The 19136-nt window shown below is 61.6% G+C and carries 18 protein-coding genes; 12 read left to right on the top strand and 6 right to left on the bottom strand.

Annotated features, from left to right (window positions below):
- Positions 1–72 precede the first annotated feature (72 nt).
- Entirely contained in the window at positions 73–1587 is a 1515-nt protein-coding gene (gene tnpC / locus DMR_RS04455; protein ID WP_232502917.1) for an IS66 family transposase, read from the top strand.
- A gap of 387 nt (positions 1588–1974) precedes the next feature.
- On the opposite strand, the gene DMR_RS04450 is transcribed toward tnpC (DMR_RS04455), so the two are convergent.
- The 3 genes from DMR_RS04450 to DMR_RS22910 are packed head-to-tail and all read right to left on the bottom strand — an operon-like array spanning position 1975 to position 4280.
- Positions 1975–2523, bottom strand: a complete 549-nt coding sequence (locus DMR_RS04450) for a hypothetical protein (protein ID WP_012750482.1) — start codon at positions 2521–2523, stop codon at positions 1975–1977.
- A 24-nt stretch (positions 2524–2547) separates the two neighbouring features.
- Positions 2548–3546 carry a biopolymer transporter Tol gene (locus tag DMR_RS04445; RefSeq protein ID WP_232502875.1) on the bottom strand — a complete coding sequence of 333 codons (999 nt, stop codon included), beginning with the start codon at positions 3544–3546 and terminating at the stop codon, positions 2548–2550.
- The gene (locus tag DMR_RS22910; protein WP_081429569.1) at positions 3480–4280 is read right to left on the bottom strand and encodes a PAN domain-containing protein; all 801 of its coding nucleotides are present in this window, start codon (positions 4278–4280) and stop codon (positions 3480–3482) included. The genes DMR_RS04445 and DMR_RS22910 overlap by 67 nt, the downstream gene beginning before the upstream one ends.
- 457 nt (positions 4281–4737) lie before the next feature.
- On the opposite strand from DMR_RS22910, the gene DMR_RS04440 reads away from it, so the two are divergent.
- Both DMR_RS04440 and DMR_RS04435 read left to right on the top strand, forming a co-directional pair.
- Entirely contained in the window at positions 4738–5355 is a 618-nt protein-coding gene (locus tag DMR_RS04440) for a hypothetical protein (RefSeq protein ID WP_012750480.1), read from the top strand.
- A 79-nt stretch (positions 5356–5434) separates the two neighbouring features.
- Positions 5435–6400 carry an SH3 domain-containing protein gene (locus DMR_RS04435; protein WP_232502874.1) on the top strand — a complete coding sequence of 322 codons (966 nt, stop codon included), beginning with the start codon at positions 5435–5437 and terminating at the stop codon, positions 6398–6400.
- Between the two features lie 565 nt (positions 6401–6965).
- Here the strand turns inward: DMR_RS04435 and tnpC (DMR_RS04430) are convergent.
- From tnpC (DMR_RS04430) to tnpA, 3 genes are all read right to left on the bottom strand, one after another.
- Entirely contained in the window at positions 6966–8480 is a 1515-nt protein-coding gene (gene tnpC / locus DMR_RS04430) for an IS66 family transposase (protein WP_232502917.1), read from the bottom strand.
- Positions 8481–8586: 106 nt separating this feature from the next.
- Positions 8587–8937, bottom strand: coding sequence for an IS66 family insertion sequence element accessory protein TnpB (gene tnpB, locus DMR_RS04425; RefSeq protein ID WP_268741126.1), 351 nt, complete (start codon positions 8935–8937; stop codon positions 8587–8589).
- Positions 8937–9287, bottom strand: coding sequence for an IS66 family insertion sequence element accessory protein TnpA (gene tnpA / locus DMR_RS25725; protein ID WP_012750476.1), 351 nt, complete (start codon positions 9285–9287; stop codon positions 8937–8939). The genes tnpB and tnpA overlap by 1 nt, the downstream gene beginning before the upstream one ends.
- A gap of 450 nt (positions 9288–9737) precedes the next feature.
- On the opposite strand from tnpA, the gene DMR_RS24250 reads away from it, so the two are divergent.
- The 9 genes from DMR_RS24250 (at position 9738) to DMR_RS04380 (ending at position 19085) form a co-directional block, all read left to right on the top strand.
- Positions 9738–9974 carry a hypothetical protein gene (locus DMR_RS24250; protein WP_148208355.1) on the top strand — a complete coding sequence of 79 codons (237 nt, stop codon included), beginning with the start codon at positions 9738–9740 and terminating at the stop codon, positions 9972–9974.
- Between the two features lie 165 nt (positions 9975–10139).
- Complete coding sequence (locus tag DMR_RS04415; protein WP_012750475.1) at positions 10140–10799, top strand: CBS domain-containing protein; 660 nt, start codon at positions 10140–10142, stop codon at positions 10797–10799.
- Positions 10799–11581: an ABC transporter ATP-binding protein gene (locus DMR_RS04410; protein ID WP_012750474.1), complete on the top strand. Its 783-nt coding sequence runs from the start codon at positions 10799–10801 to the stop codon at positions 11579–11581. Before DMR_RS04415 ends, DMR_RS04410 begins: the two co-directional genes overlap by 1 nt.
- A 37-nt stretch (positions 11582–11618) precedes the next feature.
- Positions 11619–13520, top strand: a complete 1902-nt coding sequence (locus tag DMR_RS04405; protein ID WP_043600070.1) for an AMP-binding protein — start codon at positions 11619–11621, stop codon at positions 13518–13520.
- A 99-nt stretch (positions 13521–13619) separates the two neighbouring features.
- On the top strand, positions 13620–14507 hold the full coding sequence (locus DMR_RS04400) for a branched-chain amino acid ABC transporter permease (protein WP_012750472.1): 888 nt from the start codon (positions 13620–13622) through the stop codon (positions 14505–14507).
- Positions 14508–14510: 3 nt separating this feature from the next.
- Complete coding sequence (locus DMR_RS04395; protein WP_012750471.1) at positions 14511–15557, top strand: branched-chain amino acid ABC transporter permease; 1047 nt, start codon at positions 14511–14513, stop codon at positions 15555–15557.
- A gap of 105 nt (positions 15558–15662) precedes the next feature.
- Positions 15663–16832: an ABC transporter substrate-binding protein gene (locus tag DMR_RS04390; protein WP_012750470.1), complete on the top strand. Its 1170-nt coding sequence runs from the start codon at positions 15663–15665 to the stop codon at positions 16830–16832.
- Positions 16817–17635 (top strand): ABC transporter ATP-binding protein, encoded by an 819-nt coding sequence (locus DMR_RS04385; RefSeq protein WP_012750469.1) that lies wholly within the window; start codon positions 16817–16819, stop codon positions 17633–17635. The genes DMR_RS04390 and DMR_RS04385 overlap by 16 nt, the downstream gene beginning before the upstream one ends.
- A gap of 181 nt (positions 17636–17816) precedes the next feature.
- Positions 17817–19085, top strand: a complete 1269-nt coding sequence (locus tag DMR_RS04380) for a phenylacetate--CoA ligase family protein (RefSeq protein WP_012750468.1) — start codon at positions 17817–17819, stop codon at positions 19083–19085.
- Positions 19086–19136: the final 51 nt, after the last annotated feature.

Genomic DNA, 19136 nt, shown 5'->3' with positions numbered 1-19136 from the left:
GAGATTGTTCGGGCCGTGGACATCAATTCCCTCCCTGACGACCCTGCCGCACTGAAAGCTCTCATTGTCAACATGGCTGCCAGTCAGGCTGACCAGCAAGAGCACATCGTCCAACTTGAGCAGCGCCTTCAGCTCCTGAACCTGATCATTTACGGCCCGAAGTCCGAGAAAAAGCCCCGTACCGGCCAGGAGCAGCAGCTCTCCCTGTTCGACGAGGCCGAGCAGACTGCGGAGGAGCACAAACCGCAGACCTTCGAGGAGGCCTGCGCCCCGGCGAGCACCCGCCGCAAACGCGGCCGTCGCCCCATCCCTGCGGATCTGCCCCGGGTGGAGATCATCCACGACCTGCCGGAATCGGAGAAGACCTGCCCCTGCGGCGCTGAGCTGGTCCGCATCGGTGAGGAAGTCAGCGAAAAGCTCGACATCGTGCCGGCCAAAATCCAGGTCATCCGCCACATCCGGCCAAAATACGCCTGCCGTACCTGCGAAGGTGTGGAGGACGATGGGCCGACGGTGAAAACCGCGCCCATGCCACCCCAAATCATCCCCCAGGGCATCGTGACTCAGGGCCTTTTGGCCCATGTCGCCGTGGCCAAGTATGCCGACGCGCTGCCCCTGTACCGCCAGGAGGATCAGTTCGCTCGCCTGGGGCTGGACATCTCCCGGGGAACCCTGGCTGGCTGGATGATCCGCGTAGCCAAGTCCTGCGATCCGCTCATCGACATGATCATCGCTGAAATTCGTTCCGGCCCCATCGTCAACATGGACGAAACCACGGTCCAGGTGCTTGCCGAACCAGGCCGGGCCAACACCACGAAATCATTTATGTGGGTCGCCCGGGGCGGAACACCGGGAAAACCGGTCGTCCTGTTTCGCTATCATCCGACCCGGGCCGGCAGCGTGGCTGCGGAAATTCTTGGCGATTTCAAAGGCTATCTGCAGACCGACGGCTACAGCGGCTATGAGGCCCTGGGCGAACGGGAAGGCCTGCGCCATCTCGGCTGTTTGGCCCATGTCCGGCGCAAGTTCGTCGAGGTCGAGAAGTCCGCTGGCAAGAAGGCCAAAGGCGGCACGGCCCATGCCGTCCTCGATCTGATCGGCAAACTCTACGGCGTGGAGCACCAAGCCGAAAGGCAACAGCTCAATCCGGAGCAGATCAAGGTCCTGCGAGCCGAAAAATCCAGGCCGATCCTGGACAAGCTTAAGGCGCTGCTCGATGCACGCGCCGCCACCACCCCGCCCAAGAGTCTGCTCGGCAAGGCCATTGGCTATGCTATCAAACAGTGGGAGCGGTTGGTCGTCTACCTGGAAGACGGCCGACTGCGTCCGGACAACAACCTGGCCGAAAACGCCATCCGCCCCTTTGCCGTGGGCCGCAAAAACTGGCTGTTCTCAGGCCATCCGCGCGGAGCCGACGCCTCGGCCACCATCTACTCCCTCATCGAAACGGCCAAGGCCAACGGGCTGGAGCCATACCGCTACCTGCGCCACCTCTTCGAGCACTTGCCGGCGGCAACCACTGACGCCCAACGCAAGGCCCTCCTGCCCCAGTACAGCGATCCTCAAAGCCTCATCATACCTGCCTGAGCTTATCCTGCTTCCTGCTCGCCCTAACAAGACGCGCCTTATTGAGCGCTTACGGAGAACTCAGCACGACCTTCGCGTCCAGGAACGCTGACGAATGGGAGCGGCTTGGCGAGGAGCTCGATATTCCCATCGCCAAGGTCAGTCTCGCAGAGGGGGCGTAAGGTATCGCCCGGAGACGTTGACGGCGTTGATCGTCTACTCAACCTTCCCGAAGATCGCATCAACCAACCTTTCGGCTTCGGCATTGCGGTGACAGTGGTCAATGACCACCTCAGGGTACCGAACTGGGCCTACCTTTGCTGCCGTGATGGCGTTTTCACAAGCGGCCGTGTCTGGGCGCTCCCTCGTTCGGTAATCCTGGCGACTTCGGCGCGCGGTCGAGGGGCCTTATTGGTAGCCGAAAGCTGGATCGATGCTGAATGAGGACGACAGATCTCTGATTACTGGATCAAGTAGAGCTTTGAAGGACGGTTCGTACACAAATTCGAAGGAAGCAAGGATGTCGTGAGCCAGTAGGGTTTTTCGGTAGAAGATGTCCTGACCTTCCAGGCCCGAAATGACGAAGAAATCCTTGCCCATGTGCTGGTACGTCACTCGGCGGCCGGGTTCATTGAGGGCCTGGGCGAAGGCTTGGGGAATGGTTTGTTCAAGGACGTCGTTGAAGCCAGCCCAGCACCGAAGCTCGGCTCGTCCACGCAGGGCGGTGAAGACTTGGCCGTCGCCCGCATCCGATTCTCCAAGCGGCTTGAGGATGAGTCTGGGCCAAGCCAGCACATAGCCGTATTTGTGATTCGTGTAACAGTCATATTCGGCTGTCCGCGAACACACCCTGTCAAGCTTCGCCTTGGTCGCCGCAGCGGGTTCCAGAGCCAGGGGCACTCCTGTTGTCGCCAAGACCAGCAGCAAGGCCATGGCAGCGGTTATGACGATACGCATGACCGGTTCTCCTCGCGGAAGGGCTTAAGGACCAGAGGCCGGCCTAGGATCTTCACCTGGCCCCATGTCCACGGGAGGCTGGCCAGGTCGAATCATCCAAATTCGAAATGGCCTAGCGGTACCCGCGTGCTTGTCGCTGTACCCGGTGAATACCAGAGCCTGGCCATCTGTTGTCCAGGCTGGGGCAAAGGCAGTTATGTTATGCGGGGTGAGTCGCGAGGCGCTTCTGGATTGAGGGTCGTAGAGAAATAGCGCGGAGCTCAAATCTGGAACTTTCTTGCGGAAAAGCGGGGAGCCTTCGACTGACATGGAAAAAGCCAGTGTCGTGGAGTTAGGTCTTGGGATGAAGCGGGCGGTGCTGGTGAAGGCCCCTGTATGCCCTTGATTGAAGTTCTTAAGTGGCGTTTGGTTGTTTTTCTGGCCGGTTAGGCTCATCGAGTAGAGAGATTCCAAGTCGTGGTAGAGAATGCGGCCATCGGCCAGCGAGAACACAGGCTCGAAGAAGTCGTCGCCGGCTAGACCGCCGGCCTGGGCCAGCTTTCGCGGTTTTTCGCCCGGGCGTACGGACCACAATTCAGACTGACCGGTTTCAGTTCGGCGAACGAAAATGACGTTCCCTCCGTCCGGGGAGAAACTCGGGGAATGCAGGTTCCCGCCGGGCTTGGCCAGTATGCTGGCGTTGCCGGAGGCGATATCGCACAACATCAGCCGCGCCTGGGCCGGGTCGTCGCCATGTTCTACCCAGGCAGCCTGGCGTGCTTCCGGCGAGAGGGTAGGTTGGCTTCCATGGCCAAGCATTATGGACTGGCCCCCGGTCTTGAACATCACCGCGTCGCCCAGGGTGTAGACCAGCGGGGGGATCGCAACTTCTGCCCGAAGCGGCGCGGTCGTCACGAAAACGAGCAAAAGACTGGTCAGCAAACAGCGTCGCGCCATAGGCTGCTCACTTGAAGCGGTTATTTGACCCCGGAAACGCAGCAGTCGTCCTGACGGGCCTTGGGCACGGCTTTTTTCATGCAGCATATGGAATTTCCATTGAAGGGCGCTTGTTGGACATGCCCGGGCTTGACCCAGGTAAAGGCCATGCATGCATCGGTGTCTTGGCACAGGCTTTGGCAGGCTGTGGCCGAGGGGGATGGGAAAACGCACTGCAGGTCCAGTCCTGGCCGGTCAATCCCCCGCTCAAGCCCCGTGGACGCGGAAGGAGTCGCCGAGGTACCGGATTTGCCGGCTGGGACTTGGCCCTGGGGTATGAACTCCGCTGTAAAAGCCGCTGCCGCCGCCCGGCGGCTGCAATCGGCAAGGCCACATTTTTTGGGCTCAATCAGGTGGAATTTTCTGGAAAAAGTTTGTGCAGGTATCTGGTATTCGACACGGGATTTATAGACCCGTATGGAACCATCGGGCTGTGGGTCACTCGAAAAGGCCGAACGGGGGCGGTCGTCAAACCACGATTCGGATTTGACGGCCTTCCAGCCGTCGTTGTCATACTGTAACAATTTGTCTCGAGAGCTGGAGTTGTCCCTGGCATAATAGGGGCTGATAGTGAGCGTGACGACGAGTGTGCCTGGCCCTGTAATGGTAAAAGGGTATGTTTCGCCACCCGCGTCAAATGAGGTGAGCCCAAGGGCCGTCCATTCCAGGCGACCGCTCGCAATGGTGCCGGCCTCGGCCGGTGCGCCAAGACACAAAAGAATGAAATATATCAAAAGGGTTGAGGTATGCCATACCATGTTTTTCAACGTATTGGTCGTCATGGCCGCATACCTCGGGTAGGTTGGATTAAGATCCCTTGCCGTTGTTGATTACAAGATCATGGTTTATCTGTCTACGGTGTATGGCCTCGTCCGGAGAACGTGTTTTGTTAAGTTGATCGCGCATGGTGAGGTGTTGTGCAACATGTCGATATGGTAGATGTTTCCTTCGTGAAGTACTTCGTAAAAATAGCTGAAGTGGCTTGTGGATGATGATTTGTTTGGTGTTTTCAACCAAAAGACAAGATTTGTTGCGATGAAAGTAATTTGTTTGGAATAATTCACAGGATAGAGGGCGTCTGTGCCGCAAGGCTAAGGAATGTCATGCCGGTCGTCGGAATGCCAACATTCATTACTCTGACGGTCATTGACGCCATCGGTCCAGTTTGCCACTCTTTTAAAAAGTGGTCATACGTATTTTTCGACCCAACACCATGATAACCATCCGGCCAGGGGTAGTATGAGCCGCATCGTCAAATCTGAAGTGATAACGCCGCTGTTGTCCTGGGACATCACCGTCCCTCTGCTTACCAACCGCTTCATGCTTTTCGATTTTGCTCGCTGGATGCTGTTGACGTATGGCGTCATGATGCTGGTGGCCTGTCTGATCGGCCTTTTCGCCCGGGACCTCGGGGTGTTGTGGGGCGTTTGTCAGCTCTTCGGACTTGTCTGCGCCGGTATTACCGTACTGTTTGTAGTGATTATGCTGATCGTTTTTCGCAACCGTATGGAATTGGCCTTTGTCATCGACAAGGACGGGGTCAATGCCCTGGTGGCCAGCCGCAGGGCTAAAGCGGGAAACCGTCTGGCCATGCTGCTGGGGCTCCTGGCGGGCAAGCCCGGGGTGGCGGGAGCGGGCCTTCTGGCGCGAGCCCAGGAAAACACTCGCCTGGAGTTCGCTGAATTGCGTCGCGTGCGTTTCTCGCCAGGACCTGCGGTCATCAGTCTACGTGATAAGTGGTTCCGGCATGTCCGGCTGTATTGTCGTCCTGACAACTACGCCGAAGTGGAGAAGTTGGTGGAGAGGGGGCTTGCCCTGGCCGCGTCCAAGGTACGGCCGGTGCGGGACCCCGGTTGAGCGGACTCGCGGCACGCCGGACAGGAGAACGTGCCGCCCGGTGCAACCACCCAAACAACGAGGAGGGGCTATGGGGCACATGGCGTATTTCGCGGCATCGGGCGCGGTGTTTCGCCGTTTGCTTCTGGCTGTGGGTTGTGTAGCAGCACTGTTGCCTATGACCATTGCCTGGGGCCAGCTCTTGCAGCCCGGGCAGGTGGCGGTAAGCGTGGATAATGGGAACAATCTGCGTGCGGCGGGTGGGCGTGACCATAAAACGGCCAGGATTCTCGGCACGCTTGACGCCGGAGAGTGGGTTCGCATTCTCGGCTTGGAAAATGCCTGGGCCGAGGTGGAGCGTTACGACGGCAAACGGGGGGTTGTGCATGTCAAATGCTTGGTCCCCGTGGAGCAATATATCGCCGCGCAGAACGATCCGGGAGAATTCCGTTGTGCCAGGGAGATGCCGCGTCGTTTTGAGGCTGACCTCGGACCTGACGCTGGGCAGGGGGTTATCGCTTTGGAGGATGTTCCCGACCTCTTTGGCGGTGGGGCAAGAATCCGGGTGCTGTCTGGATCGGGGGACACGTTGTGGCTGGGGCCTGTCGGCGACGTGTATGACGTGCGCGGGCCTGCGACCCCCCTGTTTTTTTATTGCCACCACAGCGGCGTGTCCTGGCCGGAACTCGTCGGCAACCTCGACGGCGGCGCGCAGGTGGAAATATTGGCGCCAATCGGCCAATCGGATGTTTCCGTCAGCGCATTTAACCGCATTCGCTGGAACGGGAAGGCTTTCGAGCCAGTCTTTGCGGGTCTGTCCCTTGTGGAATCGCCGAAAGGGTCCGGGAACTTTGTTTTTGAGCCGTACAAAGGGAATAGCCTCGGCGTTCGCTGGGTGATGTCATTTATCAAGTGGCGCGGTCAGGGGGTGGCTGAGGCAGATATCAACGAATATGGTGAGAAAACGGGCGGTACGGAATTGCTGGTTGGCAAGGCTGCCCTGCGCTTTACGTCCAAAGGCGCGCAGCTTGTGGATTGGATTGAACCCATGCGCGCCGCCCCATGACATGACCGTATCATCAGTCGTTAGGTCCGGGCCTTGTCCACTCGGAGGTGCAGCCGCAGTGCATGTACCGCTGGCCTCATCATCAAGTACCGGATCAAAGCGCTTGCCGGCTTTACGACACCCTTTACGACAATCATGTCGGGAAACGTCGTAAAATCGTCCGGATTTGTTGTGAAATTCAAAAATTTATTCAATGATTACAGAAGATAGTATTTTGATGGTTTCCAGGGGGTCAGGGGGCGAAGGTTCAAATCCTCTCATCCCGACCAGTTCTTTCAAGGGGTTACGGAGCCAATCCGTAGCCTCTTTTCTCGTTGGATAACCGGGTGGATAAGCTATCATCCTGGGATTGCAGGGTAATCCTCCCCTTTCTCAGCGGTCTGAAAAGCCGGGGTATGCAGCCGTTCGCAGTGTTTGCCAGGAGTTGGCCAATTTAATGAAAATATCATTAATTTGGCTGGTTACGGTCTTCCTTGCGATATATCTCGAGTATCGCCTCCTTTTGGAGAAGCGTAAGCGCTCAATAAGGCGCGTCTTGTTAGGGCGAGCAGGAAGCAGGATAAGCTCAGGCAGGTATGATGAGGCTTTGAGGATCGCTGTACTGGGGCAGGAGGGCCTTGCGTTGGGCGTCAGTGGTTGCCGCCGGCAAGTGCTCGAAGAGGTGGCGCAGGTAGCGGTATGGCTCCAGCCCGTTGGCCTTGGCCGTTTCGATGAGGGAGTAGATGGTGGCCGAGGCGTCGGCTCCGCGCGGATGGCCTGAGAACAGCCAGTTTTTGCGGCCCACGGCAAAGGGGCGGATGGCGTTTTCGGCCAGGTTGTTGTCCGGACGCAGTCGGCCGTCTTCCAGGTAGACGACCAACCGCTCCCACTGTTTGATAGCATAGCCAATGGCCTTGCCGAGCAGACTCTTGGGCGGGGTGGTGGCGGCGCGTGCATCGAGCAGCGCCTTAAGCTTGTCCAGGATCGGCCTGGATTTTTCGGCTCGCAGGACCTTGATCTGCTCCGGATTGAGCTGTTGCCTTTCGGCTTGGTGCTCCACGCCGTAGAGTTTGCCGATCAGATCGAGGACGGCATGGGCCGTGCCGCCTTTGGCCTTCTTGCCAGCGGACTTCTCGACCTCGACGAACTTGCGCCGGACATGGGCCAAACAGCCGAGATGGCGCAGGCCTTCCCGTTCGCCCAGGGCCTCATAGCCGCTGTAGCCGTCGGTCTGCAGATAGCCTTTGAAATCGCCAAGAATTTCCGCAGCCACGCTGCCGGCCCGGGTCGGATGATAGCGAAACAGGACGACCGGTTTTCCCGGTGTTCCGCCCCGGGCGACCCACATAAATGATTTCGTGGTGTTGGCCCGGCCTGGTTCGGCAAGCACCTGGACCGTGGTTTCGTCCATGTTGACGATGGGGCCGGAACGAATTTCAGCGATGATCATGTCGATGAGCGGATCGCAGGACTTGGCTACGCGGATCATCCAGCCAGCCAGGGTTCCCCGGGAGATGTCCAGCCCCAGGCGAGCGAACTGATCCTCCTGGCGGTACAGGGGCAGCGCGTCGGCATACTTGGCCACGGCGACATGGGCCAAAAGGCCCTGAGTCACGATGCCCTGGGGGATGATTTGGGGTGGCATGGGCGCGGTTTTCACCGTCGGCCCATCGTCCTCCACACCTTCGCAGGTACGGCAGGCGTATTTTGGCCGGATGTGGCGGATGACCTGGATTTTGGCCGGCACGATGTCGAGCTTTTCGCTGACTTCCTCACCGATGCGGACCAGCTCAGCGCCGCAGGGGCAGGTCTTCTCCGATTCCGGCAGGTCGTGGATGATCTCCACCCGGGGCAGATCCGCAGGGATGGGGCGACGGCCGCGTTTGCGGCGGGTGCTCGCCGGGGCGCAGGCCTCCTCGAAGGTCTGCGGTTTGTGCTCCTCCGCAGTCTGCTCGGCCTCGTCGAACAGGGAGAGCTGCTGCTCCTGGCCGGTACGGGGCTTTTTCTCGGACTTCGGGCCGTAAATGATCAGGTTCAGGAGCTGAAGGCGCTGCTCAAGTTGGACGATGTGCTCTTGCTGGTCAGCCTGACTGGCAGCCATGTTGACAATGAGAGCTTTCAGTGCGGCAGGGTCGTCAGGGAGGGAATTGATGTCCACGGCCCGAACAATCTCTCATTATTATTCAATTTAATCAAGGCAATACTGTCTAAAAGAGCGTCGAATACTCCAGACGGGAGTGTCCCGTCACGGCCAGGGGATCGAGACCATCAAGCAGCCAGGCCAGTTGCCGGGAGTCAATGGCAAGCACCTCCGCCTCGCGGGTTGGCCAGCGAAACACATGCCGCTCCAGACGCTTGTGCCACAGACAAAAGCCGTTGCGATCCCAGTAGAGCAGCTTGATGATCGTCCGGCTGCGGTTGCAAAAGCCGAAAAGGTGACCGGCAAACGGATCGAGTTGCAGCTGCCGTGAAACCAGGATGGACAGCCCGTCGATGGACTTGCGCATGTCTGTGGCTCCCAGAGCCAAATAAACCCGGACGCCGCTTACCGGCGACATCATAGCCGTGTCAGCGTGCGGACAAGCTTTTCCAGCACCGGCGCGGCGAAGTTGCCTCTGATCTCGATGCGAAAGGCGTTGCCCACGTGCACTAGGATCGGTGCCGGCACGGTTGCCATGTCCGCCTGGGCCGACGCCGGCAGAGGCACGGGAACGAGGGTGACGCAGGACGCGCCCTCCTTGCCAGTCGCTGCCTCCAAACGCTTCCGCCAATAGCCCATGGAACTTTGGGAAAGACCCTGCCGCCGGCAGTAAGCCCCCTGGCTCAGGCCGCTACGATGCCAAGCCTCAATATGTTCAGACCAGTACGCCGCCTTCTCGAAACTGAGCTCTGCTGATGACGCTGCCATGGTCGCCCTCCTGTGGGATAAACCATGACAGAAAACTCAAGCGGCGTAAGAAGGGGTTGATTGACCGGTTACAGTTCTCCGGCCGTACTCACCCCGCCGAGTTAGGCGAACAGCCGCTCACGGAAACATGCCTCCAGGGCAGCAACCGCGACGAAACCGTCCTTCGCCGGATAGATATTGCATTCCGGCGATCCGCCGCCGAACAGTCGCCAGGACGGGTAAGCCCGTACTTCAGGGGCGCAGTTGCCTCTAAGGCGGCGTCCGACAGCACCACCTTCGCCAGACCGCTTCGCTCAAACCGCTCACGAGCAAACAAAAGTCCAAGCGCGCTTGAAACCGCCCGCTCCGCGCCAGCCATGTCGGCCAGAAGTGTGCGAGGCAGATTCGGCAGTGGCGGCTCTATACGGCTTCCGATTTCGATGCGTCATACACATCCGACACGGAGGAGGCATGGTCGCGGCCGTGGGCAAGCTGATGCGCCATGCCAGCGTCAGGCTGCCCGCAGACCAATGCCGCACTGGCTGGCTTAACTTATTAGTAAAAATCAGAATATTGACAATGACTAGCGAGCAGAAAGCGGAATCAGGGACGCTTCGAAACCACAGCGCCATGACGAAAGCACAGCATGGGCACAAACTGCTACGCATGCCAACTGTTTCTAACACAACTACATTGTTTCAGCCTTGACCGAGACACACAAAGGAAATAACATGTTTTATTGTTCAATACGTTAACAATGAAATTTCTTTCGACGGTTCTCATCAGCACCATCAGCACAGGGCTCCTTTCCAAGCTTCCCTGCACAGCAGCGGAGGCGCGCACGCATCGCATCCTTCCATGGGAGGGCGAATTATGTACGTCGGTCTCAAGATGCTCAAGGACTTCAAAAAAGTCACGCCGCAAACGCCGGTTCTTGACGCGGACAAACTGCTTACAGGCAGCGATTTCTGGATGCTTCTTGTCGTTGACGACGACAGGAAGCTGCTCGGCTACGTGCGCAAGGAAGACATCGCCCTGGCCCTGCCCTCCATCATGACCACCCTGGAAAAGCACGAGGCGCTCTACCTCCTGTCCAAGCTCACCGTGCAAAAAATCATGCGCAAGGACATCATCGCCGTGCATCCGGAAATGGAGATCGAGCAGGCCGCCGAAATCATGCACCAAAAGAATCTGGCCGGACTGGCCGTGGTGGGCGACCAGCAAAAGCTCGTGGGCTACATCACCCGCTCGGTCATGCTTGACGTGCTGGTCGAGGAAATGGGGCTGAAGCAAGGCGGTTCGCGCATTGTCTTCGAGGTGGAAGACCGCACCGGCGTCCTTCATGAAGTCTCCGGCATCATCAACGATCTTGGCGTCAGCATCATCGCCACAGGCACCTTTTATCACAACGACCGGCGCATGGTGGTCATCCGGCTGGCTGTGGACGATCCGTATCTGGTGGCCGGGGCCATCGAACGCAAGGGGTACAAGCTCGTTTCCGCCGCCGACTTTGAAGAGGAGTGGACGAGCTGATGCCCTTTCTGGAAATCGACAACGTCACCCTGACCTTCCGGGGCATCGCGGCCCTGACCGGCGTCGGCTTCACCGTGGACAAAGGCGGCATCGTCTCGCTCATTGGCCCCAACGGCGCCGGCAAGACCAGCATGCTCAACTGCATAAGCGGCCGCTACACCCCGGACTCCGGGAGGATCAGCCTGGGCGGGCGCGATCTGCTGGCCGTGCCGGCCCACGCCCGCACCAGCCTTGGCCTGTCGCGCACCTTTCAAAATATCGCGCTGTTTAAGGGCCTTTCGGTGCTCGATAATCTCATGGTCGGCCGCCACGCCCGCATGGACTACGGCCTGCTGGCCTCCATCCTCTACTTCGGGCCGGCCCGCCGGGCCGAGGACGCCCACCGCCGCCGGGTGGAGGATGTCATCGATTTTCTGCGGCTTTCGCCCTACCGCCACCATCCAGCCGGCAAGCTGCCCTACGGCGTGCAAAAACGGGTGGAACTCGGCCGAGCCATGGCTGCCGAATCCGACCTCATTTTGCTGGATGAACCCATGGCCGGCATGAATCTTGAGGAAACCGAGGACATGGCCCGTTATATCCTCGATATCAATGAAGAATGGGGCATGACCGTGCTGCTCGTCGAGCACGACATGGGCGTGGTCATGGACATCTCCAGCAAGGTGGTGGTCCTGGATTTCGGTCGGGTGCTGGCCGAAGGCCCGCCCGAAGCGGTCATGGCCGATCCGGCCGTGGTAGCCGCCTACCTCGGCGGCGAAGACGCGGTTTTTCTGGGACGCTAGGCGTCCGGCAACCGATAACCGATACGCGGATGTGACAATGGGCGACGCCCCGAAACCCTACGACGACACCCTGCCCGGCCTGCTGCTGCGGCGCGCCCGCGCCCATGGCGCAAAGACCGCCCTGCGCGAAAAACAGTGGGGCGTGTGGCAGCGCTTTTCCTGGAGCGACTACCTCGCCGCCGCGGCCGAATTTGCAGGCGGCCTCAAAAAATACGGCCTGGGCCGGGGCGACATCATCATCCTTATCGGCGACAACCGGCCGGAATGGCTCTTTGCCGAGCTGGCCATCCAGGCCCTGGGCGGCATTGCCCTGGGCCTGTACCAGGACGCCCCGGCCGAGGAGATCGCCCACATCTTCCAACTGTCCGAAGCAAGGCTGGTCGTCGCCGAGGACCAGGAGCAGGTGGACAAGATCCTGGGCATCCGCCCCGAGCTGCCCCATCTGGCCCACATCGTCTATCACGATCCCAAGGGATTGGCCGGACTGGACGAACCCGGGCTGGTCAGCTTCGAGGCCGTGCGCGAACTCGGCCGCGACCAGGCCGGGCAGTTCGAGGCCTGGACCCGGGAACTGTCTCCGGACGATCCCTGCCTCATCGCCACCACCTCCGGCACCACCGGCCGGCCCAAGCTGGCCCTGCTCTCGCATAAAAACCTCCTGGCCATGGCCCACAACCTGGGGCTGGTGGACGCCAAGCGCGAGACTGACGAATTCATCTCCTTTTTGCCGCTGGCCTGGATGGGCGAACAGATGATGGCCGCCGCCTCGGCGCTCCTTTTCGGCTTCACGGTCAATTTCCCCGAAGACCCGGACACGGTGCAGGAAAACATCCGGGAGATCGGTCCCCACGTCATCTTCTCCCCCCCGCGCGTCTGGGAAAATCTGGCCGCCCGGGTGCGGGTCAAGATCATGGAGACTACGCCGCTCAAACGCTTTCTCTACGAAAAATTCCTGCCCATCGGCATCCGCTACGCCGATGCCCGCTTTGCCGGCCGCAAGCCGGGCCTGACCCTGCGTCTGGCCTATTTTCTCGCCTGGGCCTGCCTTTTCCGGGCGCTTAAAGACCGGCTCGGCTTTTCCAACGTCCGTTCGGCCAGCACCGGAGGCGCGGCCCTTGGTCCCGACGCTTTCCGCTTTTTCCACGCCATGGGCGTCAATCTCAAGCAGATATACGGCCAGACCGAAATCGCCGGCATCTCCTGCATCCACCGCGACGGGGCCGTGGATTTCACTTCGGTGGGCCAGCCCATCCCGGACACCGAGCTGACCATTGCCGCAGACGGCGAGATCCTGTCCAAAAGCCCGTCGGTCTTTCTTGGCTACTACAAAAACCCCGAAGCCACGGCCGAGACCCTGACCGACGACGGCCGCCTGCGCTCGGGCGACGCCGGCTATTTCGACGAGGCCGGCCGGCTGGTGGTCATCGACCGGGTCAAGGACGTCATGGCCCTGGAGGGTGGCTTCAAGTTCTCGCCGCAGTTCATGGAGAACAAGCTCAAGTTCTCGCCCTACGTCAAGGAAGCCGTGGTCCTGGGCCACGGCCGCGGCCATCTGGCCGCCATCGTCTGCATCGACGCCGAGATCGTCGGCCGCTGGGCCGAATCCCGGGGCCTGACCTACACCACGTATCAGGACCTGGCCGCCAAGGCCGAGGTCTACGCATTGGTACGCGACGAAATCGCCGGCCTAAACGCCGCCCTGGCCCCGGAAATGCGCGTGAAACGCTTTGCCCTGCTGTTCAAGGAACTCGACGCCGACGACGGCGAGCTGACCCGCACCCGCAAGGTGCGCCGGGCCGTGGTCGGGCAGCGTTACGCCGGCCTTATCGAGGCCCTCTACGCCGACGCCTGTACGCTTCATCTTCGGGCCGAGATCAAATACCAGGACGGCAGCGTCCGGGAGATGTGCGGCGAACTGCGCCTGGAAGACGTGGCCTAGCGCCGCGTCCCTTGAGTCATACGTTCGTCGAGTCAAGGGGACGCGGCACGAGACGGCCGCACCCGGCCGCGCGACGCGGCCGAAACATGAGGAAATGTCGTGGAATACTACCTGCAACTGCTCGTTTCGGGTCTGGTCATCGGCAGCATTTACAGTCTGGTGGCCCTGGGCTTCGTCATTATCTACAAGGCCACCAAGGTGGTCAATTTCGCCCAGGGCGAGCTGGTCATGGTCGGGGCCTACATCTGCTTTTCCCTGACCGTCCAGGCCAAGCTGCCCTTTTTGGCCGCCTTTTTCCTGACGCTCGCCTTCTCGTTTATTCTGGGCATCGCCATCGAACGCCTGATCCTGCGCCCCATGATCGGCGAACCCATAATAAGCGTCATCATGGTCACCATCGGCCTGTCCTCGGTGCTCAAATCCCTGGTCCAGCTTTTCTGGGGCACGCAAATCCAGGTGTTCCCGCCGGTGTTGCCCCAGGAGCCGGTGATGATCGCCGGGTTGCCCGTGGCCCCGGTCTATCTGGCCGCCTTTGCCCTCTCCATCATCCTGTTCCTCATCTTCTCGGCCTTTTTCAAATACTCGCGCCTGGGCATCGCCATGCGGGCCACGGCCTTTGACCAGCAGGCCGCCGCCAGCATGGGCATCGGCATCAAAAACATCTTCGCCCTGTCCTGGTGCATCGCCGCCATGGTCTCCTCCATCGGCGGCATCATCCTGGGCAACATCAACGGCATAAACGCCCAGCTCGGGCACCTGGGCCTCAAAGTCTTCCCGGCCGTGATCCTGGGGGGGCTGGACAGCCTGCTCGGCGCGGCCCTGGGCGGCCTGGTCATCGGGGTGCTGGAGAACGTCTGCGACGGCGCGGCCAAGGAATTCCTGGGCCTGGGGGGATTTAAGGACGTGGCCGCCTTCATCTTCCTGGTCCTTATCCTCATGATCAAACCCTACGGGCTCTTCGGCGCCCGGGAAATCGAGCGGGTGTAGCCCATGCACGGACAATGCGGCCTGTTTTTCCGAACCTATGCCGGCGAGGCCCAGCTCTTTCCCAGCCGGTTCCAGAAAATCGCCCTGGCCCTGTTCTTCGCGGCCCTGTGCCTGGCCCCCTGGGCCATGAACAAGTACCTCGTCTCCATCCTGTGCCTGATCAACATCTCGGTCATCGGCGCGGTGTCCCTCAATCTCCTCACCGGCTCCTGCGGCCAGATTTCCCTGGGCCACGGCGCGTTTTTCGGCGTCGGAGCCTATACCGCCGCCTATTTGGCCAACCTGGGCCTGCCCTTTGTGCTGGCCCTGCCCGGGGCCGGGCTGGTCACGGCCCTCACCGGCATGGTCTTCGGCCTGCCCTCCCTGCGCCTCAAGGGCATCTATCTGGCCATCGCCACCCTGGCCGCCCAGCTCATCCTCGAATACGTGTTCCTGCACTGGGACGCCGTCACCGGCGGCTCGGGCGGCATGGCCTTGGACGCGCCGTCCATCGCCGGCTTCGCTTTCGACACCGACCTCAAGATGTTCTATCTGACCCTGGGCGTGGCCGTGCTGTGCGTGCTGGCCGTTTCCAACGTCATGCGCACCCGCCTGGGCCGGGCTTTTGTCGCCATCCGCGACTACCACCTCTCGGCCGAGATCGTGGGCGTGGACCTTTTCGCCTACAAGCTGCGGGCCTTTGGCCTGAGTTCCTTCCTGGCCGGCGTCGGCGGGGCGCTGTGGGCCAGCTACACCATGTACATCACCCCGGAACAGTTCGGCATCGGGCTGTCGGTCAGCTATCTGGCCATGATCATCATCGGGGGCCTGGGCAGCGTCATCGGCGGCGTGTTCGGCGCGGTCTTCATCACCATCCTGCCGGAGTGCCTCAATTTCCTGGCCCAACACGCCGGCGCGGCCTTCACCGACCTAAGCGGCGCCCTGCTGGCCATGAAGGAAGGCGTCTTCGGGCTGGTGCTGGTGCTCTTCCTCATCTTCGAACCCGAAGGGCTGGCCAACCGTTGGCGGCTCGTCAAGGCCTATTGGAAGCTCTATCCCTTTGCCCATTGACGCAACAACGCCTTTCCTTACCCGGAGAAGGCGCACGGGCGCTGCGGATCGGACGATGTTCCGGCGGGCGAGTCCGGAACGCAACACGCAAACGTGGGGGTATGTATGAAACGCATGGCGCAACTGCTGGCCCTGGCCTGGACCCTGACCCTGGCCGGCCCGGCCCTGGCCCAGGAGACCGTCAACATCGGGCTTCTCTCCGATCTGTCCGGCCCGACCTCGGCCGTGGGCGTGCCCTACTCCGAGGGTGTGAAGGACGCGGCCAAGTATTTGAATGAAAACGGCGGCATCGCCGGCAAGCCCATCAACCTTATCGAGGTGGACTACGCCTACAACGCCCAGCAGGCCTTGGCCGCCTACAAGCGCTTCACCTCCCAGGACAAGATCGTGGCCCTGCAAGGCTGGGGCACCCAGGACACCGAAGCCCTGACCAAGTTCGTGGGCAAGGACCAGATCCCGACCCTGTCCGCCTCCTATTCCGCCCACCTCACCGACCCGGCCAAGGCCCCGTACAACTTCTTCGTGGCCGCCGACTACTCCACCCAGATTCGCGGGGCGCTCAAATATTTCAAGGCCAACTGGAAGGAGTCCCGCCCGCCCAAGGTGGCCTTCGTCTATCCCGACCACCCCTACGGGCTGGTTCCCATCCCGGCGGCCAAGGAATACGCCAAGGAACTGGGCTTTGAGATCGTCGGCGACGAAACCGTGGCCCTAAACGCCATGGACGCCATGGCCCAGATGCTGCGCCTGCAAAAGCTCGCCCCGGACTACGTCTGGATCGGCGGCACGACGCCGTCGGCCGCTGTCATCATGAAGGACGCCCAGAAGCTCGGCTTCAAGACCACCTTTTTCTGCAACATCTGGGGCGTGGACGAGAGCTTGTTCAAGCTCGCCGGCGACGCCGCCAACGGCGCGTATTCCCTCCAGACCGCCGTGGTCTACGGCCAGAAGGTGCCGGGCATGGCCGTCATCGAGAAAATGACCGGCGGCGCGCCCAAGATGACCCACTACATCCGGGGGTTCGCCTCCATGCTGGTCATGGCCGAGGGCCTCAAAAAGGCCGCCGCCAAGGGCCCGCTCACCGGACCGGCCATCAAGGATGCCCTGGAAACGCTGCGCGACTACGATCCCATGGGCCTGACCCCGCCCATCAGCTTCTTCCCCAACGACCACCGCCCCAACATGGCGGTCATCATCTATAAGGTCGAAGGCGGCAAGATGGTCGAAACGGCCACCGAAACCCTGGAGCGCAAGCCCGAATGGCTGGGAAAATAGACGCCGTGGACCTGCTCGCCGTGGAAAACCTCGAAGTCGTCTACAACGACGTGGCGCTGACCCTCAAAGGGCTGTCGCTGCGCGCCGGGCAGGGGGGCATCACCGCCCTGCTCGGCGCCAACGGCGCCGGCAAATCCACCACGTTAAAGGCCATCTCCGGACTCCTGGCCGGCGAGGACGGGGCCGTCACCGACGGCCGCATCGTTTTCGACGGCGCGCCCATTAACCACCTGCCCCCGGAGCGCATCGTGCGCCTGGGCGTGTTCCAGGTCATGGAAGGCCGGCGGGTGTTCGAGGACATGAGTGTGGAGGACAACCTGCGCTGCGGCGGCGTCACCCGCCCGGCCGGGGAGTTCAAGACCGGCGTGGAGCGCGTCTACGACTACTTCCCGCGCCTCAAGGAACGCCGCCAGCAACTGGCCGGCTACATGTCCGGCGGCGAACAACAGATGCTGGCCATCGGCCGGGCGCTCATCGCCAAACCCCGGCTGCTCCTCCTCGACGAACCGTCCCTGGGCCTGGCCCCGCTTTTGGTGGAAGAAATCTTCGACATCATCCGCCGCATCAACCGCGACGACGGCGTGACGATCCTGCTCGTGGAACAAAACGCCCGGGCGGCCCTGGGCATCGCCGACGTGGGATTCATCATGGAAAACGGCCGCATCGTCCTCGACGGGACCTCGGCAGAACTCCTCGGCAATCCCGACGTGCAGGAGTTCTACCTCGGCCTGTCCCACGGCGGCGAGAAACGCCGCTACCGCGACGTCAAACACTACCGCCGCCGCAAACGCTGGCTGGGGTGATCGGAGCGGGAGCGGGGAAGGGGGATGCCTCCGGCGGCCAGGAGAGGCGCTGCCTCTCCTGGACCTCTCCGCCGGGGGCCTGAGGCCCCCGGACCCCCGCAATGGGGAAAGGTGGCGGCGTTGTGGCAATGGGCGGACCATTGGTCGGGCGTGGACAGTCCGGCAAGAAAAGAGGCGTATCATGGAAGCAACAAAGCCCGATTCTGGCTTTTACAATCCGCTGGAAAACATGGACCGCGAGGCCGCGGCAGCCCGCAAGTTCGACCGGTTGCGCCGGCTGATCAGCCACGCCTACAAACGCAGCAGGGAATTTCAAACCCGCCTGGACGCCGCCGGCCTGACGCCCGAGGACATCGCCTCCTGGGACGACTTCGCCCGCATTCCGCCCCTTGGCAAAAAACAGTTGCTGGCTCTGCAGGACGGCGGGGCCGGACTGGCCCGGCTGCTCACTGGCGGCGTCGCCGGCCTGCGGCGCATCTACCAGTCGCCCGGGCCGCTCTACGACCCCGAAGGCCCTGGGCCGGACTACTGGGGCTGGGCCGAGGCCTTCCACGCCGCCGGATTCGCCAAGGGCGATCTGGTCCAGATGACCTTCAGCTACCATCTGACCCCGGCCGGCCTCATGCTGGAAGAGCCGCTGCTGGAACTGGGCTGCGCCGTCATCCCGGCCGGACCGGGCAACACCGACGTCCAGATCGACCTCATGACCCGGCTGCCCGTCACCGGCTTCGTCGGCATGACCAGCTACCTCGACGTCATCGCCGACAAGGCCCGGGAGCACGGCCTGGACCCCAAACGGGACTTCGGCCTGCGCGTCGCCTTCGTGGCCGCCGAACGGCTGCCCGAAAGCCTGCGCCACAAAGTCCAGGACGCCTTTGGCATGACCATCCGCCAGGGCTACGGCACGGCCGACGTAGGCTGCATCGCCTACGAGTGCGCCGCGCTCACCGGCATGCACGCCAGCTCCCGGGGCATCCTGGAAATATGCGAACCCGGCACCGGCCGCCCGCTGCCGCCGGGCGAGATGGGCGAGGTGGTCTTCACGCCCTTTGCCGACGCCTATCCGCTCATCCGGCTGGCCACGGGCGACCTCTCGAAGCTTGACGACACGCCCTGCCCCTGCGGCCGGACCTCGCCGCGGCTGGCCGGCATCCTCGGCCGGGTGGACGACACGGCCAAGGTCAAGGGGCAGTTCATCTATCCGGCCCAGGCCGCCGCGGTGGTCGCGGCTTTCCCGGCCATCGTCGACTGGCGGATCGTGGTGCGAAACCCGGACGGCAAGGACGTCATCGAAGTGCGCCTGTGCTGCGACGGCCCCCTGGACACGGCGGCCTTCGCGGCCTGCTTCCAGCAGCGGCTCAAGCTGCGGCCCCAGGTGATCGTGCTGCCGCCCGATGCGGCCGAAAGCCCCGGCGGCCCGAGACTCGTGGATGAACGACGTTTCGATTAGAGCCGGCTCTCCTTGTTAGGGAAACCGGATGCTGCGCCGTTTCCTCGGGCA

Source organism: Solidesulfovibrio magneticus RS-1 (assembly GCF_000010665.1).
Lineage (GTDB): Bacteria > Desulfobacterota > Desulfovibrionia > Desulfovibrionales > Desulfovibrionaceae > Solidesulfovibrio > Solidesulfovibrio magneticus.
This window is presented reverse-complemented; position numbering and strand designations above follow the sequence as displayed.

Bases quoted from the DNA above. Each gene is read 5' to 3' on its own strand.
- DMR_RS04415 (WP_012750475.1), top strand. From the start codon at position 10,140: ATGTACGTCGGTCTCAAGATGCTCAAGGACTTCAAAAAAGTCACGCCG.
- DMR_RS22910 (WP_081429569.1), bottom strand. From the start codon at position 4,280: ATGACGACCAATACGTTGAAAAACATGGTATGGCATACCTCAACCCTT.
- DMR_RS04445 (WP_232502875.1), bottom strand. From the start codon at position 3,546: ATGCTGCATGAAAAAAGCCGTGCCCAAGGCCCGTCAGGACGACTGCTG.
- DMR_RS04410 (WP_012750474.1), top strand. From the start codon at position 10,799: ATGCCCTTTCTGGAAATCGACAACGTCACCCTGACCTTCCGGGGCATC.
- DMR_RS04385 (WP_012750469.1), top strand. From the start codon at position 16,817: ATGGCTGGGAAAATAGACGCCGTGGACCTGCTCGCCGTGGAAAACCTC.
- DMR_RS04395 (WP_012750471.1), top strand. From the start codon at position 14,511: ATGCACGGACAATGCGGCCTGTTTTTCCGAACCTATGCCGGCGAGGCC.
- DMR_RS04450 (WP_012750482.1), bottom strand. From the start codon at position 2,523: ATGCGTATCGTCATAACCGCTGCCATGGCCTTGCTGCTGGTCTTGGCG.
- tnpC (WP_232502917.1), bottom strand. From the start codon at position 8,480: ATGGCTGCCAGTCAGGCTGACCAGCAAGAGCACATCGTCCAACTTGAG.
- tnpC (WP_232502917.1), top strand. From the start codon at position 73: ATGGCTGCCAGTCAGGCTGACCAGCAAGAGCACATCGTCCAACTTGAG.
- DMR_RS04440 (WP_012750480.1), top strand. From the start codon at position 4,738: ATGAGCCGCATCGTCAAATCTGAAGTGATAACGCCGCTGTTGTCCTGG.
- DMR_RS04435 (WP_232502874.1), top strand. From the start codon at position 5,435: ATGGCGTATTTCGCGGCATCGGGCGCGGTGTTTCGCCGTTTGCTTCTG.
- DMR_RS04405 (WP_043600070.1), top strand. From the start codon at position 11,619: ATGGGCGACGCCCCGAAACCCTACGACGACACCCTGCCCGGCCTGCTG.
- DMR_RS04390 (WP_012750470.1), top strand. From the start codon at position 15,663: ATGAAACGCATGGCGCAACTGCTGGCCCTGGCCTGGACCCTGACCCTG.
- DMR_RS24250 (WP_148208355.1), top strand. From the start codon at position 9,738: ATGGTCGCGGCCGTGGGCAAGCTGATGCGCCATGCCAGCGTCAGGCTG.
- DMR_RS04380 (WP_012750468.1), top strand. From the start codon at position 17,817: ATGGAAGCAACAAAGCCCGATTCTGGCTTTTACAATCCGCTGGAAAAC.
- tnpA (WP_012750476.1), bottom strand. From the start codon at position 9,287: ATGGCAGCGTCATCAGCAGAGCTCAGTTTCGAGAAGGCGGCGTACTGG.
- tnpB (WP_268741126.1), bottom strand. From the start codon at position 8,937: ATGTCGCCGGTAAGCGGCGTCCGGGTTTATTTGGCTCTGGGAGCCACA.